Source organism: Pseudoalteromonas sp. Z1A6 (assembly GCF_011378745.1).
Classification (GTDB): Bacteria; Pseudomonadota; Gammaproteobacteria; order Enterobacterales; family Alteromonadaceae; genus Pseudoalteromonas; species Pseudoalteromonas arctica.
Window position 1 is genome coordinate 1 of the sequence record NZ_WTKW01000059.1, and the last position, 16,191, is coordinate 16,191.

14 protein-coding genes are annotated in these 16,191 nt (G+C 38.9%); 12 read left to right on the forward strand and 2 right to left on the reverse strand.

Translation table 11 applies throughout. The features are described 5' to 3' along the window. From GQR46_RS05820 to GQR46_RS05860, 9 genes are all read left to right on the forward strand, one after another. On the forward strand, positions 1-507 hold a 507-nt coding region (locus GQR46_RS05820; protein WP_240922893.1), incomplete at its 5' end, for an outer membrane lipoprotein carrier protein LolA. A 46-nt stretch (positions 508-553) separates the two neighbouring features. Next, positions 554-2,794, forward strand: coding sequence for a transporter (locus tag GQR46_RS05825; protein ID WP_165740369.1), 2,241 nt, complete (start codon positions 554-556; stop codon positions 2,792-2,794). Position 2,795: 1 nt separating this feature from the next. Then, the gene (locus tag GQR46_RS05830; RefSeq protein ID WP_165740371.1) at positions 2,796-4,034 is read left to right on the forward strand and encodes an NAD(P)/FAD-dependent oxidoreductase; all 1,239 of its coding nucleotides are present in this window, start codon (positions 2,796-2,798) and stop codon (positions 4,032-4,034) included. After that, complete coding sequence (locus tag GQR46_RS05835; protein WP_165740373.1) at positions 4,022-4,582, forward strand: DUF3261 domain-containing protein; 561 nt, start codon at positions 4,022-4,024, stop codon at positions 4,580-4,582. Before GQR46_RS05830 ends, GQR46_RS05835 begins: the two co-directional genes overlap by 13 nt. Beyond that, positions 4,579-5,748 (forward strand): beta-ketoacyl-ACP synthase, encoded by a 1,170-nt coding sequence (locus tag GQR46_RS05840; RefSeq protein WP_165740375.1) that lies wholly within the window; start codon positions 4,579-4,581, stop codon positions 5,746-5,748. Before GQR46_RS05835 ends, GQR46_RS05840 begins: the two co-directional genes overlap by 4 nt. After that, the gene (locus GQR46_RS05845; RefSeq protein ID WP_024591752.1) at positions 5,741-6,196 is read left to right on the forward strand and encodes a hotdog family protein; all 456 of its coding nucleotides are present in this window, start codon (positions 5,741-5,743) and stop codon (positions 6,194-6,196) included. Before GQR46_RS05840 ends, GQR46_RS05845 begins: the two co-directional genes overlap by 8 nt. Continuing rightward, on the forward strand, positions 6,193-6,918 hold the full coding sequence (gene fabG / locus GQR46_RS05850) for a 3-oxoacyl-ACP reductase FabG (RefSeq protein WP_007580797.1): 726 nt from the start codon (positions 6,193-6,195) through the stop codon (positions 6,916-6,918). Before GQR46_RS05845 ends, fabG begins: the two co-directional genes overlap by 4 nt. Continuing rightward, on the forward strand, positions 6,918-8,147 hold the full coding sequence (locus GQR46_RS05855) for a beta-ketoacyl-ACP synthase (protein ID WP_165740383.1): 1,230 nt from the start codon (positions 6,918-6,920) through the stop codon (positions 8,145-8,147). The genes fabG and GQR46_RS05855 overlap by 1 nt, the downstream gene beginning before the upstream one ends. Positions 8,148-8,237: 90 nt before the next feature. After that, positions 8,238-9,542, forward strand: coding sequence for a DEAD/DEAH box helicase (locus GQR46_RS05860; protein ID WP_002958629.1), 1,305 nt, complete (start codon positions 8,238-8,240; stop codon positions 9,540-9,542). 31 nt (positions 9,543-9,573) lie between these two features. Here the strand turns inward: GQR46_RS05860 and GQR46_RS05865 are convergent, their stop codons facing one another. Further along, positions 9,574-11,073, reverse strand: a complete 1,500-nt coding sequence (locus GQR46_RS05865; RefSeq protein WP_165740377.1) for an amidase family protein — start codon at positions 11,071-11,073, stop codon at positions 9,574-9,576. Positions 11,074-11,168: 95 nt separating this feature from the next. Beyond that, positions 11,169-12,776 carry an NAD(P)/FAD-dependent oxidoreductase gene (locus tag GQR46_RS05870; protein WP_165740379.1) on the reverse strand — a complete coding sequence of 536 codons (1,608 nt, stop codon included), beginning with the start codon at positions 12,774-12,776 and terminating at the stop codon, positions 11,169-11,171. Between the two features lie 194 nt (positions 12,777-12,970). On the opposite strand from GQR46_RS05870, the gene fdxA reads away from it, so the two are divergent. The 3 genes from fdxA (at position 12,971) to GQR46_RS05885 (ending at position 16,159) form a co-directional block, all read left to right on the forward strand. Next, entirely contained in the window at positions 12,971-13,294 is a 324-nt protein-coding gene (fdxA, locus tag GQR46_RS05875; RefSeq protein WP_007580791.1) for a ferredoxin FdxA, read from the forward strand. Positions 13,295-13,430: 136 nt separating this feature from the next. Next, the gene (locus tag GQR46_RS05880; RefSeq protein WP_165740381.1) at positions 13,431-15,674 is read left to right on the forward strand and encodes a carbohydrate binding family 9 domain-containing protein; all 2,244 of its coding nucleotides are present in this window, start codon (positions 13,431-13,433) and stop codon (positions 15,672-15,674) included. Between the two features lie 26 nt (positions 15,675-15,700). Then, complete coding sequence (locus tag GQR46_RS05885) at positions 15,701-16,159, forward strand: Sbal_3080 family lipoprotein (RefSeq protein WP_007580787.1); 459 nt, start codon at positions 15,701-15,703, stop codon at positions 16,157-16,159. The last annotated feature ends 32 nt before the right edge of the window (positions 16,160-16,191 follow it).

The following is a 16,191-nucleotide window of genomic DNA, read 5'->3' on the forward strand; positions in this document are numbered from 1 at the left end:
AATTTTTTAAAATGTTTTACATTGAGCATAGCCATTAGCTTTTTGCTGTTTTGCTCTGTAGTAAATGCAGCAGCTATTAAAGGTGAGTTTAAGCAATATAAGCAATTTAATGGATTTGCTAAGCCTTTTATTTCGTCGGGTGTTTTTTCGTTAATTGATGAAAAGCTAATTTGGCAAGTGAAAATGCCTGTTGAGAGTATGCTCATAATAGAAAACGGCAAAGTGCTTGCACAAAATGCCAATGGTGAGTTAATACCACAACCCGGTAGCGAGCAATTTGTAGGATTACTGAGTGACTTACTTAGCGTAAATATGAGTGCTCTGGAAACACGTTTTGACATTGCTAAAATGCAAGACAGTTGCACACAGTTAATACCAAAAGAAGCGATGCTACAGCAATTATTTAGTGATTTTATTTTATGTGAAACTGCTAAGCAAGTGAGCAGTATTACACTAAATGAGCACTCAGGAAATAACACAAAAATTGAGTTTACTTATTCCAAATAAAATTATGTTTTTAAATAATGCAGTGGTTAATTAAGGGAATAGTGCAGTGACAAAACGAATTACCGTTATTGTAGGGTGGTTTAGCAGTTTAATTTTACTTTTTGCTGCAGCTTTTTGGCTGTCTAAACCAACGTTTAGCGCCGATATGTTTAGCTTATTGCCAAAGTCGCACTCCCAAATTGCACATGCGGAAGATGTTTTTTTTCAGCAAAATGCTAACCGTATTATGTTCTCGTTTGCAGGAAATAATAAAAATAAAGCATTTGATGATTTCCAAAAATGGCTCGACGATAATGCAATTAAAAGCACATTTAACTTTCCGTCCGTTAACGATTTAGCGCAAACATTCTCACCTTTCAAACATGCGTTATTAAGTGATACTTACAAGCAAACATTAAGCAAAAAAACAACGTTTGAACATTATTACCTTGAGCAATTAAATCAGTTAGGCAACCCATTTGTAAGTGCTACCTTAAGCAAAGATACAAGTTTGAGCCTAGCGGCATTTATAGAAGATAACTTAAAACAAAGTCAATTGTTTACGCTTGAACAAGGTCGTTTAACTCGACGTTTAAAAGGCGTTGAATACCGTGTCATTTTGGCAAACTTAGCGCCCGAAAATTTAGGGGTTAATAAATCAATTGATTTAGCTGGCGCGATAATTAAACAGATCAATATACTTAATAAAACCTACCCTGATTTAAGCATTACTTACTCTGGTGTGCTATTTCATACGGCTGAAAATGCTAAACAAGCTAAATACGAGATGAGCCTGTTTGGTGGCATTAGCTTATTAGCCCTTATTGCTATGGTATTTTGGGTATTTAGGCGTTTAAACAGTATTTTATTAGCAAGCTTTACCGTACTGAGCGCACTTATTGGTGGCGCTATCGCTATGGTGTTGCTGTTTAATACTATTCATTTATTAACGCTTGTTTTTGCAGTTACCTTGATTGGTATTGCCATTGATTATGCATTTCATGGTATGACTGACTTAGCCAAAAAAGAGCATGAAAAAGGCTACAGCAAAGGGACACAATCTGCGCTTTTACTCTCTCTTATTACGACTACGTTGGGTTATTGCTGCTTACTAGGTGCGCCACTAACGTTATTATCTCAAGTTGGTGTGTTTGTTATTGCGGGTTTAGTGAGTGCTTGGCTATTTACAGTTTTAGTTTTGCCATTGTGGCAATCTACACTCACGTTATCGCCTTCGAGTTTATTGATGAGTCAAAAGCTCATTAAGGTTTTTTTATACTGCAATAGTTTAAAAAAACCAATACTCATTACGTTATTAGTCCTTATAAGTGCGTTATTTTTAATAAAACCTATTAGCTTTAATGATGATGTAAAGCTATTAAATGCAAGCTCCGAACATTTAATGCTAAACGAAAAAAAGCATTTGTTATTACTTGGGCAATGGGATAGCCAAATTGTTTTTATGTTTGCAGATAGCTCCGAAGCGCTTTTACAAAAGCAAGAACAATTTTTAAAACGCTTAACCCAACTAAACCCTAATTTTAAACATAATAGCATTAGCCATTGGTTGCCTAGTTTACAAAAGCAGAGCGATAACCAAGCCTTGTTTGAACAGGCTAAAAATAAAGGGACTTTGGATATTGCAGAGCGCGTTACAGGGCAAGCGTTAACAAGTACAAAGGCACCGTTATTAACTTATAAAACACTCGCCACGAGTACATTTAAACCATTACTGCTTTCTCAAATGGTTGTTGAGTCAGAACAATCGATAACGTGGATGTCTATTTCGGGTATTTCATCTGATCAATTAATTAATGAAGTTGAAAAAAGTAAAGGTGTTTATATTTATAATAAACCTAAACAAATTAGTGCTTTATTAAGTGATTACCGTGAATATTTACTATTAAGCTTAGTGCTTGCGGGTTTTATTAGTTGGCTGCTTTTTAGTTGGCGATTTACGATTAAGATAGCGCTGCTGCAGGTGACCATTTTATCTGTTGTGGTGTTGAGCATGCTTTGGGTATGTAATGCGATTCAAGGTAGCTTGTCGTTATTTAATTTACTCGGTGCGTTACTTGTTATTGCCTTAGCAATTGATTACCTCGTTTTTTATCAAATAAATAAGTTAGAGCCCAAAAATGTGTTGGCGATTAGCTTGTCGGCTGCGTCATCAATGTGGGTATTTGGCATGTTGAGTGCATCTGATACACCCGCTATTTTTAGTTTTGGACTGAGTGTAATGGTAGGGATTTTAGCTATTTACTTTTTATCACCGCTGAGTGTTTTTAAGCCTCAAAAGGAACAATAATTTGAATAACCTTGAGCAGTACGATGTTGTTGTTATTGGCGCTGGGCCTTCGGGTGCATTGGCTAGTAGTCTTTTAGTTCAAAAGGGATGGCGGGTACTGGTACTTGAACAGCAGGCGTTTCCACGTTTTTCAATTGGTGAAAGCTTACTGCCGCAATGTATGGCGTACTTAGAAGACGCGGGCTTAATCGATACATTACATGACAATGCAGCAGCTTTAGGTTTTCAGTTTAAAGATGGCGCTGCTTTTCATCGGTCAGGACAAAATACAACTATAAATTTCACTGAAAAATTTACTAAAGGCCCAGGCACTACGTATCAAGTGAAAAGAGCCGACTTTGACAAATTATTAGCAGACAAAGCACAAGGACAAGGCGTAGAAATCAGATATAAGCACACGGTGGTTGACTACTGTGATGAGCCAAATGGTGCATCATTAGTGGTACACAATGAGCAGCAGCAAGCTTATCGCGTTAATGCCCGATTTGTATTGGACGCAAGTGGCTTTGGGCGTGTATTACCAAAATTGTTAGATTTAGAGCTTCCTTCTAACTTTCCTGTTCGAAGCGCTTATTTTAGTCACTTTAAAGACAATATTAGTGATACAAGCTTTGATCGAAATAAAATTTTGATTACCGTACACCCTCAATATTCAGACGTGTGGTATTGGCTTATTCCCTTTAGTGATGGTACTGCGAGTATTGGGGTTGTGGCGCAGTCAGAGCGTTTTAATGATGATGAATCTAGCGATTTACTAAATCAATTTATAGAGCAAGACCCTTATTTAAAAACACTGTTAGCACAGCGTGAGTTATTAACTCCAGCAAAAAATATAAAAGGCTACTCGGCAAATGTGAGTAAGTTATATGGTAAGCACTTTGCTTTATTGGGTAATGCGGGGGAATTTTTAGACCCGGTATTTTCATCAGGTGTAACAATTGCACTCAAATCTGCAAATTTAGTTGCCCCACTTGTTGATCGCTATTTAAAAAACGAAGTCGTCGATTTTGACGCTCACTACGCACAGCCATTACAAGCTGGAGTCGATTGTTTTAGAACATTTGTAACAGGGTGGTACGATACGCGTTTTCAGGATGTGATATTTTACTCTGAACAAAATACTCAGGTGCGAGAAATGATTAGTGCTATTTTAGCGGGCTACGCATGGGATACAAATAACCCATTTGTTGCACAAAGTGAACGCCGTTTAAATGTGTTGGCTCAGTTATGTCAAAATTAATTAAGTATGTGGTGTGTAGTGTATTTATATTTGCTGTATTGAGCGCATGTACGAGTTTTACAGCATCTAAAAATAGAGTGTATCTATCACCTAATATTCAATTAAATATTAATAGCGTGCCAGCACAAATGTTTGATAAGTCTTGGCAGCATGTTTTGTATATTACGAATCAGCAAAAAACACACACTGTATTTGCCCAATTAGCTATAAATGACAAAGGTGCAATTAAGTTATTGTTAATGACAGTGCAAGGCTTTCCAATTATGGAGCTTGAAAAACCTTTAAATGGCCCAGTAAAAACACGAAATATGCTGGCGGTAGAAGGGATAGACCCTCATTATATTTTGGCGGATATTGCATTAGTACATTGGCCAGTAGCATTTTTACAAAAGCAGTTAGAGGGTGCTTTAATAGAGCAGGTTGGCTCTAATCGGGAGGTATTTAACGATGAGGGTACATTTGTCACCATTGAATATAGTGATGAGTCGACAACGTTGAACAATATTTTACATCAGTATCAAATAACATTTAAAAAGGTAGAACAGTGACATATTGGCTGAATGATTTAGGCATTGTGAGTGCGATGGGCATAGGCCAAGATGCAACCACAACAAGCTTAAATAAATATAACCCTGCAACTCCTTTATTAACTTTAAATAAAAGTTTAAGTGCTGAGCAAACCCCGCTGTATGTCGGGCAAGTTCAGTCTATTGCTTTATCAAATAATAAACGTATCAATACATTTATTGATCTAGCTTTAGAGCAGATTAAGCCAACCTTAGATAAACTTTCGCATATTGATAAGTCGCGTATCGCAATTGTAATGGGTACTAGTACATCAGGTATTCATGATGGCGAAAGAGCGCGTAAAAGCTATGAAAGTACAAAAATCTGGCCTGATGACTTTAGTTACAGTGATCAAGAGTTAGCTACACCCGCTCATTACATTGCACATAAAATAGGGGCTCTAGGGCCTTGTTACAGTATTTCTACTGCGTGCACGTCGAGTAGCAAAGCGTTAATTAGCGCCCAAGCTTTGCTAAATGCTGATTTAGCCGATGTGGTAATTTGTGGTGGTGCGGATAGTTTGTGCCAATTAACAATTAATGGCTTTGACTCGCTCGCTTCTTTAAGCTCGGGTTTATGCCAGCCTTTTTCTAGCACCAGAGACGGCATTAATATTGGTGAAGGGGCCGCTTTATTTGTAATGACTAAAAATACGCCAATAACAAATAACGGCGTTATGTTACTAGGCAGTGGCGAAAGCTCAGATGCGCATCATATGTCAGCCCCCGATCCTAATGGGATGGGCGCCCAAGCCTCAATGGAAAAAGCACTAAAAAGCGCAAAGTTATCCTGTGGTGATATTGATTATATTAACGCTCACGGTACGGCTACTGTAAAAAATGACGAAATGGAAGCACTTGCAATTAATCGCGTGTTTGGCAACAATACCCCGCTTAGCTCAAGTAAGCATTTAACAGGGCATACTCTTGGTGCTGCAGGCGCCATTGAAGCCGGTATATGTTGGTTATTATTAAAAGATAGCGGCCAACATATGCTGCCGTATAACGCGATTAAAGAAGGCAGTGATTTGGCTGATATAAAAATAATAAAACAAGCGTTTAAGCCCGCTCTTAAATACTGCTTATCTAATTCATTTGCGTTTGGCGGTAATAATGCCAGCTTAATATTGGGAGTTAACGTTGACTAATTACCCTATAGAGCAAGTAGTCCCGCACGATGCGCCTATGATTTTAATAGATAGCCTTTTAACACACAGCGAAGATGAAGCTCAATGCGGCGTTACTATAACTGAGCAAAGCCCTTTTTTTAGTCCTGCAATTAACGGCGTACCTAGCTATATTGGTGTTGAGTACATGGCGCAGTCTATTGCCGCTTACGCTGGTGCGTTAGCGAATGATGAAAATAAACCTGTAAAAATTGGTTTTTTAATTGGCACGCGAAAGTATCAAACTTATCAACCGTGTTTTAAAAACGGCAGTAAGCTGACTATTGAAGTGAAAAAGCTATATCAAGAAGAGTCAGGTTTAAGTGTATTTGAATGCCAAATACTCGTGTGTGAAACTCTACTTTGCCAAGCAAAAATTAATGTATTTCAGCCTGAAAACCCGTTGGAATTTATAAGAGAAAATCAATGACAAAAAGAATTTTAGTTACGGGTTCAAGCCGTGGTATTGGTAAAGCTATTGCGTTAAAACTTGCTGAGCAAGGGTTTGATATTGCCGTACATTGCAGAGCGGGTGTTGAGCAAGCTCAAGCAACATGCGATGAAATTAATGCATTAGGTAGAGCCACCAGTTTATTACAATTTGATGTATGCGACAGAGAGCAGGCCAAAGCACAAATAATAGAAGATATAGCTCAGCATGGCGCTTATTATGGCGTGGTGTGTAATGCAGGTATTACTAACGATATGGCATTTCCTGCTATGCAAGGGGAAGACTGGGATTGTGTAATACGTACAGGCCTTGATGGGTTTTATAATGTAGTACACCCAACTGTAATGCCTATGGTACAAAGCCGTAAAGGTGGGCGAATAATTACAATGTCATCGGTGTCAGGTATTGCAGGTAACCGAGGACAAGTAAATTATAGTGCAGCAAAAGCCGGTATTATTGGGGCCACTAAAGCACTTGCATTAGAATTGGCAAAACGCAAAATCACAGTTAATTGTGTGGCACCTGGTTTAATAGAAACCGCGATGACTGATGAATTACCTATTGATGAAATGATGAAAATGATACCCCTTAAACGCATGGGGAGCGTTAAAGAAGTTGCGGGAACAGTCGCTTTTTTAATGTCTGATGATGCAGCTTACATAACACGCCAAGTGATTTCGGTTAATGGTGGCATGGTTTGATTAAACGCGTTGTTGTAACAGGGATGTCGGTGGTCACTGCATTGGGCGATGATTGGTCTGAATTCAAACAAGCCTTAATTAAAGGCGAAAATGCTGTTGTTACTATGCCAGAGTGGGATATAGCTGACGACCTCAATACTCGTTTAGCCGCGCCAGTTAAACACTTTGAGCGACCAAGTCATTACAAACGTAAACAAATCCGTTCAATGGGGCGAGTGTCACTTATGTCAACTCGTGCTACTGAATGCGCACTTGAACAAGCCAAACTACTCGAGCACGACAGTCTAACAGATGGCTCTACGGGCATAGCGTATGGCTCATCTACGGGCTCTACTGAGCCACTACTCGCCTTTGCAAATATGATGGAAACGGGGTCGATGTCAGGTGTAACAGCCACGAGTTACATTAAAATGATGGCGCATACTGCCCCTGTAAATGTTGGTGTGTTTTTTGGTTTAAAAGGGCGTGTTATAACAACAAGCTCTGCTTGTACATCGGGATCTCAAGGAATAGGCTTCGCCTATGAAGCGATTAAGTTTGGCCGACAAAAAATAATGGTGGCTGGTGGAGCTGAAGAGTTATGTATTACTGAAGCCGCCGTATTTGATACGCTTTATGCAACATCTACAAAAAATGAAACACCAAAACAAACACCAAGACCTTTTGATAAAAATCGCGATGGCTTAGTGATAGGCGAAGGCGCGGGTACACTTATTTTAGAAGAATACGAACATGCAAAAGCGCGCGGAGCAACAATATTAGCTGAGGTGGTTGGTTTTGGTTGTAATTCTGATGGACAGCACGTTACTCAACCAACATCAAAAACAATGCAACTAGCGATAGAAATGGCACTGCAAGATGCCAATTTAGACCCAGAAAAAATTGGTTACGTTAATGCTCATGGTACATCAACAGATAAAGGTGATATTGCCGAGTCTCACGCAACGTTTAAAGCATTGGGCAGCAAACCTATTAGCTCGTTAAAAAGTTATTTGGGGCATACATTAGGTGCTTGTGGTGCAATAGAAGCATGGGCAAGCATTAATATGATGGCTGATAACTGGTTTGCACCAACAATTAATTTAGATAACGTTGATGACGAATGTGCTCAGCTTGATTATATAAGGCATCAAGGGCGTGAGATTAATACCGATTACGTGATGAGTAATAACTTTGCGTTTGGTGGTATTAACACCTCTTTAATATTTAAACGCTATAAAGTAGATTAAACACGTTAAAAGATAAGTTATGACTAACTGTTAGCTCGTTTTTACTGTATAATTTGCGACCCTTGATAATGTGGCCGTAGGTTATACAGCATGAATTTTAAATCTTTTAGTTTCGCTCCTGAAATCATCCAGGCGTTGGACGAACTTAACTATCACACCCTTACGCCCATTCAGCGCGCAGCAATTCCTGCTGTTCGTAAAGGTAAAGACGTTTTAGCCAGTGCACAAACTGGTACCGGCAAAACTGCCGCGTTTGCTTTACCTATCATCCAAAAATTGGTTGAGTCTGAACTCAGCACAACTAATGCACCTCATGCATTAGTACTTGCTCCAACGCGTGAACTTGCAGAACAAATTGCAAATAATTTTAGAGATTTTGCAAAGCATACATCGCTTAAAGTCGTTAGCTTATTTGGTGGTGTTAGCACTGCCGGCCAAGCAAATGCTTTAAAAGAAGGTGTAGATATTGTTGTTGCAACGCCAGGTCGTTTATTTGATCATATTCGTTTAGGTAACTTAAGCCTTGCAAGTGTTAAGCACCTTGTTCTTGATGAAGCTGACCGTATGCTTGATATGGGCTTTATTGAAGATATGCAAAACGTTATTAAAAGCTGTGCAGAAGAGCGCCAGATTTTACTTTTCTCTGCTACATTCCCTGCAGCAATTAAACAATTTGCATCTAAAGTATTGAAACAAGCTGAAATAGTGCGTGTTGATCAAACTAACAGTACAGCAAGCACCGTTGAGCATGTTGTTTACCCAGTTGAAGAACGTCGTAAGCAAGAGCTACTTTCTGAATTGATTGGTAAGAAAAACTGGCAACAAGTGCTTGTCTTCGTAAACATGAAAGAAACAGCTGATGAGCTAGTTAAAGAGCTTAACCTTGATGGTATCCCGGCAGGCGTTTGCCACGGTGATAAATCTCAAGGTAACCGTCGTCGTGCTTTACGTGAATTTAAAGAAGGCAAGGTACGTGTATTAGTGGCTACAGAAGTGGCTGCTCGTGGTATTGATATTGATGGCTTACCTCGTGTAATTAATATTGATTTACCATGGCTTGCAGAAGATTACGTTCACCGTATTGGCCGTACAGGTCGTGCTGGTCGCCAAGGTCAAGCAATCTCATTTGTTAGCCGCGAAGAAGAAAACACTTTGTTTGAAATTGAAACGCTAATCGGCCAAAAAATCAAACGTGTATATTTAGAAGGTTACGAAGTAAGTAACCGTGAAGTACTAATTGATAAAATTGGTAAAAAACCAGCGCATTTACGCCGTACACGTTCTAACAAGTTATCAGGACAAGCAACCGGTGAAGCGAGAGCAGTAAATCGCTCACGTATTTCAAGCGTTCGTAAAAGCTTAAAAGGCGAAAAACTGTCACTTAAAAAGTCATAGTTAACGCCGTTTAGTTTAAAAAAACCTGAGTTTACTCAGGTTTTTTTGTGCCTGGTGATAACACCTCATCAATAATGTTTGCGTATAAATAAGCCGCTTGCTCGTCCTCTTTATTTGCTATTATGGACAAACCAACCGGTAAACCACTTACTTTTCCGACCGGTAGGGTTATGTGCGTTGTGCCAGCAATAGCAGATAACGAACTACTACTGCCATTAAAATTATCACCATTAACTAAGTCAGTTTTCCAGGCGGGGGATACTGTAGGCGCTATAACAATATCAAGCTTGTTGTTTTTATATAGATTAACAATGGCTGTCGTTGCTAAAGTGCGATAGCGTTCTTTAGTCTCTTGGTATTTTTGTTTGTTAGTTAAATCAATGGCCTGTGATTGAACTAGGATATCTTGCTCAAAATGGGGCATTTCTGTTTTTTTATTTTGAATATTAAAATTAATAAGTGCTTTTAGGCTTTTAACAGCCACTTGTGTTGGAGTGCTTGCGAGGTAGTGATTAATTTCGGCTTTGAAGTCATAAAGTAAAATATAGTATTCATCAACAAATAGCGTATCTAAGTTATCAGTAATATCTACATTTATAACAGTGTGTCCAGCCTGTTGTAATGCTTGTAACTGCTTGGCATAAAGGCGCTGCGTTTCAACTGTAAATTTGTCGCTAGGTAGTGCACCAATAATAAGTGACGATTTTGATTTTATATTACCTGTTTTTAATTCAAACCCTGTAGTTGTCGCATCAAGGGAGTCTTCACCTTGCAAAACAGATAAAACCAGCAGCGAATCTTTAAGTGAATGCGCCATCGGCCCTACTGAATCTTGGCTACTTGAAAGAGGCACAACGCCTGAGCGTGATACTTGGCCCATACTCGGTTTTATTGCATAAACTCCATTTACTGAGGCAGGGCACGTAATTGAACCGTCTGTTTCAGTCCCTAATGCTATAGGCGCAAAGTTAAGTGCTACCGCAACAGCAGAACCTGCGCTAGAACCACATGGGTTACGTGTTACATCGTGCGCATTATGTGTTTGTCCGCCTACAGCACTCCAGCCCGAAGATGAATAGGAAGAACGAAAATTTGCCCACTCACTTAAATTAGCTTTACCTAAAATTATAGCGCCCGCATTACGTAGTTGTTTAACAACAAAAGCATCATTATCAGTAACGTTATTTTTAAGTGCTAAAGAGCCAGCCGTTGTGGGAAGTGTGCCTTTAGTTTCTATATTATCTTTAAGAAGTACAGGTATTCCATGTAATGGCCCAGCCCAAGTTCCTTTGACGGCAAGTTCATCTAACGTTTTAGCTTGAGCAATAGCTGTAGGCTCTAAACTAATAACCGCATTATAGTGTGGATTAAGTTTATTAATTCGGTCTATATAATTTTGGGTGAGTTGCTGTGCATTAATAGAATTATTTTTATATGCACTGTGAATTTCATCGATGGTTTTTAGCTCTTGTGCTTTAGCGTTAAAAATTGCTAATACACTAAGCAACGAAAAGGTAAATGTTTTGATCATTGTTGAGGTGCTTGAGGTGTTATTATTTTCTATACATTTAGCACAAAAAAGCCTCACAAAGTGAGGCTTTTCGATAAACGGCTTAAAAAAGAGGTTTAAGCGTTTTCTAACATAGACAGTGCGACCGCTTCAGCCGCTTTAATACCATCAATACCCGCTGATAAAATACCGCCCGCGTAGCCTGCGCCTTCACCTGCAGGGTAAAGCCCTTTGGTGTTAATACTTTGGAATGTTTTATCACGCTTAATACTAATAGGCGACGAAGTACGTGTTTCAACGCCGGTTAGTAAACCGTCGTTAGTTGAAAAGCCACGAATTTGTTTATTAAACGCTGGTATCGCTTCGCGAAGGGCATCAATAGCAAATTGTGGTAGCACTTTACTCAAGTCAGTTAACTTAATACCGGGTGTGTAAGAGGGTTGTACTTCACCTAAGTTTTCTGATGATTTACCTTTCAAAAAGTCGCCAATTAACTGGGCTGGTGCATCGTAGTTGCTACCACCAAGCTCATACGCTTGCTCTTCAAGCTTACGTTGTAAGTCTATTCCAGCAAGTGGATTACCTGGGAAATCTTGCTCCGGTGATATGCCTACCACAATAGCGCTGTTAGCGTTGCGCTCACTTCGTGAATATTGGCTCATACCGTTGGTAACAACGCGGCCCTTTTCAGAGGTTGCAGCGACTACTGTGCCACCTGGGCACATACAAAAGCTGTAAACTGTGCGGCCATTATCGCAATGATGAACAAGTTTATAATCGGCAGAGCCTAAAATTGGGTTTCCTGCATTTGCACCAAAACGACATTCATCGATCATTGATTGTTTATGTTCGATTCTAAAACCGATTGAGAATGGCTTTGCTTCAACATAAACCCCTTTTTTGTGGATCATATCAAACGTGTCGCGTGCGCTGTGGCCAACGGCTAATACAACATGGCGAGTGTTTAGTTGCTCGCCATTTGAAAGCGTTAAACCTGTTACTTGCCCATCGTCTAAATGAATATCGTCAACACGTGTGCTAAAGCGAATTTCGCCGCCTAGTTCTATTATACGAGCGCGCATTTTTTCAATCATGGTGACAAGTTTAAACGTACCAATGTGTGGCTTACTTACGTATAAAATTTCATCGGGTGCGCCAGCTTCTACAAATTCAGTAATGACTTTACGACCGTAATGTTTTGGATCCTTTACTTGGCTATATAACTTACCGTCTGAGAATGTACCTGCGCCACCTTCACCAAATTGTACATTTGATTCGGTATTAAGTGTGCGTTTACGCCAAAAGCCGAACGTGTCTTTTGTACGTTCACGTACCTCTTTACCGCGCTCTAATATAATGGGATTAAAGCCCATTTGAGCAAGTAATAAGCCTGCAAATAAACCACAAGGGCCAAAGCCAATCACGACAGGGCGCTCTGTTATATTTTCGCTGGCTTGGGCTACAAATTTATAGTTTGTGTCTGGCGCTACTTTTACATGTTGGTCTTTTTCAAATGCCGCGAGTAGCTCGGCTTCGTTATCAACTTCTATATCGAGTGTATAAATCAGTAAAATAGCTGATTTTTTACGTGCATCATAACCACGCTTAAACACATTAAAACTGTGCAATTGTTCTGGTTGGATTTTTAGTTTATTTACAATTGCTTGACCAATTGCATCTTCGTCATGATCAAGTGGCAGCTTTATTTCGGTTAAACGTATCATTTATATCTCTTTTAGGTGTCATAGCGGGGTATTATTACCGCTCACAATAAGGGGATGCAGGGCACAACGGGTGTGCAAACATAAGGCGCGTATTTTACGTTAAAATAGGGTGATATGGCACTTATTTATTGTATTTTTGGAGTGGATGGGTATGATCCACAACTGTTGTTTAAAATCTTAGGTATTAAAATAGTATGGCGTTTGTAGTCACCGAAAATTGTATAAAATGTAAGTACACCGATTGCGTATCAGTGTGCCCAGCAGATGCATTTTTTGAAGGCCCTAATTTTTTAGCAATTAGCCCGATTGATTGTATCGATTGTGGTTTATGTGTCCCTGAGTGTTCAGCTGATGCTATATATCAAGAAGATGAATTACCAGAATCTCAAAAAGAGTTTACTGAATTGAATGCTGAACTTGCACTGGTCTGGCCGCGCATTACAGAGGTTAAACCTGCACCAGAGGACGCTGATATATGGAATGGCATAGACGATAAACTTAAACTACTCGAAACATAATACGTAACAATTAGTTACTCCTTTATCATTAAATAGTTAATTTTTTATTTCAAAGTATTAACAAATGTACCTGGATAAATTACAATCCCCAGCTTAAGTTACTCCCTATGAGTAATTACAGTCTAAATGGATGTTTATGCAGTACTTTATAATTATAATAAAAAAGTTTACCTTCCTATTTTTAAGTTTCGTTTTATTACTCTCAAGCCTTGATGTAGCGGCTAGTAAACAGCAAGTATCCTTATCTCGTATTGATTCAAATATCACTATTGATGGTGTTATGGATGAAGCGCACTGGCAAAATGCGACACGTATACCTCTACTCTACCAAGATGAGCCTAACGAAAAAGGCACACCTCCTGTAAAAACTGATGCCTTTATTTACGAAGATGGCACAAACTTATATGTTGCCTTTATTGCAGAGGATCCAAACCCTGAACAAATTCGTGCATCACTTCGTGACCGCGATACGCTATGGGAAGACGACGTAGTCATTCTTGTTATTGATACATTTAATGATGAACGCAGTGGTTATGAATTTCATGTAAATCCCCTTGGTGCACAAGGCGATATAAGAATGACCGATACCGATGGATGGAGCTCAGATACCTCATGGAATGCTATTTGGGATAGCGCGGGACAAATTAACGAGAAAGGTTACGTTGTTGAAATGCGTATTCCTTTTAAGGCACTGCGTTTTCCTGAAAATAAAAAAGAGCTAACGTGGGGTTTTTCAGTCATGAGAAACTACCAACGTGATGTTTTATATCAGCTATCAAATATGGGATTTGATAGAAATATAAAATGTAGCCTTTGTCAGTTTGATAAGTTAGTGGGTTTTAGCGATATTGAATCGAGTAAAAATATTCAATTAACACCTACATTGACAGCACTTCGTAACGATAATAAATCTGAATTACCGGGTAACTGGGATAATGGCGATATAGATACCGAAGTGGGCTTAGATTTGCGCTGGGGTTTAACCAAGGACGCTGTTTTAAATGCGACTATCAACCCAGATTTTTCGCAAGTAGAAACAGACTCTTTAGAGCTCGATGTAAATACAACCTTTTCTATTTATTATGCTGAAAAACGTCCTTTCTTTTTAGATGGAGCTTCTTACTTTAAAAGCAGCTTATTTGAGCTTTTATATACACGTACAATTGCAGAGCCTACTTTAGGTGCAAAATTAACGGGTAAAACGGGTGATCATAGTTATGCGTTAATGCTCGCTGATGACGACAATAGTAATATTTTACTGCCAACGAATCAGGGCTCTGGCTTTGCAAGCTTAAACGAAAAAACGAATGCTGCCGCAGGGCGTTATCAATATGACCTAGGTCAGCAGGGTACTATTGGCCTTTCAAGCACGCACAGAGAAAGTGATGACTATCACAACACTGTATTATCAGTGGATGGTAGCTACTGGTTTAATCAATCGGATACTCTTTTGTATCAAGTATCATCTGCTGATACACGTAACTCTGAATTTTTAATTCAAAATTATAACTTATCTGAAACTCAGTCAGATGAAGCATATGCCCTGGAACTTACCCGCGATAAACGTGATTACAAATTATTTGCATCTTATGAAAATATTGGGCAGGACTACCGCACCGATTTAGGTTATCAAGCTAAAGTTGATTATGAAAAAGTAGGCTTTGGTGGCGGACAAACATGGTACAGAGATGAATCTGATTTACTTACCTCATGGTCATACGAAGCTGACTGGGATAAAACGTGGGCGCAAAACGGCGACTTACTTGAAGAAGAATACGAAGGCTTTTTAAGCTTTAAAGGCCAAAAGCAATCTATTTTTGAAATTGGTTTAGTGCACCGCTATGAAAACTATAACGACAATTTTTATAATCAAAATATTGGTTTTATTTATACGGGCTTTAAACCCTCTAAAGATTTAAAGCTTTCGTTATATATTGAATACGCTAGCCGCATTGATTATGCAAATGAGCAATTAGGCGACGCGTTTGACACTCAAACCCAAGTGGTGTGGGACATTAACGACCATTGGCAGCTCGATATAAAACATAACTACAGTCAATTAGATAACCCGCAAGGGGATCGCGTATTTACTGCTAACTTAGTTGATTTTAGACTTCATTATAAATTTAGCATGCGTTCAATTCTTAAATTAATTTTACAATTTGAAGACATTGATAGAGACGAAAACGCCTACTTTTATCAAGTTAGTCAAATCAATAAAGACTACGGCAGCCAGCTTGTTTACTCATATAAAATTAATGCGGAAACACTGTTTTATTTGGGTTACTCAGATAGAGGTTACCAAGACGATTCTCTTAAAAATATTGAGCGAGATCAGCGTACATTTTTTACAAAAGTTAGCTATGCATGGCAGCTTTAAATATTAAAAATAAAAAAGGAATAAATATGAATACGTTAAAAATAACAGTTGCAGCAGCAATGGTTGCCACCTTGGCCGGTTGTGCTGCAAAGCAAGACATTACTCGATTTGAAACAAACATACCTAAAACAGTATGTATTGCTGAACATAAGGCTGTTAAAGCTGGTGTTATAGATGCAATGAAAAAAGGTTTTGCAAAGCATGATGTTGAAACTCGGGTAATTCCAGCCAATTATGTATTGAAACACCAAGACTACCAGACCGAATTACCAGGTGCGGATACGACAGGATGTAATGCAGTGGCTTACTACGTAGCAAATTGGCGTTGGGATATAGCGCTCTATATGGCATACGCAAATATTTGGATTAAAGACGTTGAAACGAATGAAAAAATAGCACAAGCATCTTATCGCACCGGTGGTGGATTGGATAAGTTTATAGACGCTGAAGAAAAAATTATAGAGCTTATTGACGGTATGTATTAAATTTTAAACAATTAGAACCTTTTTGTTTATTT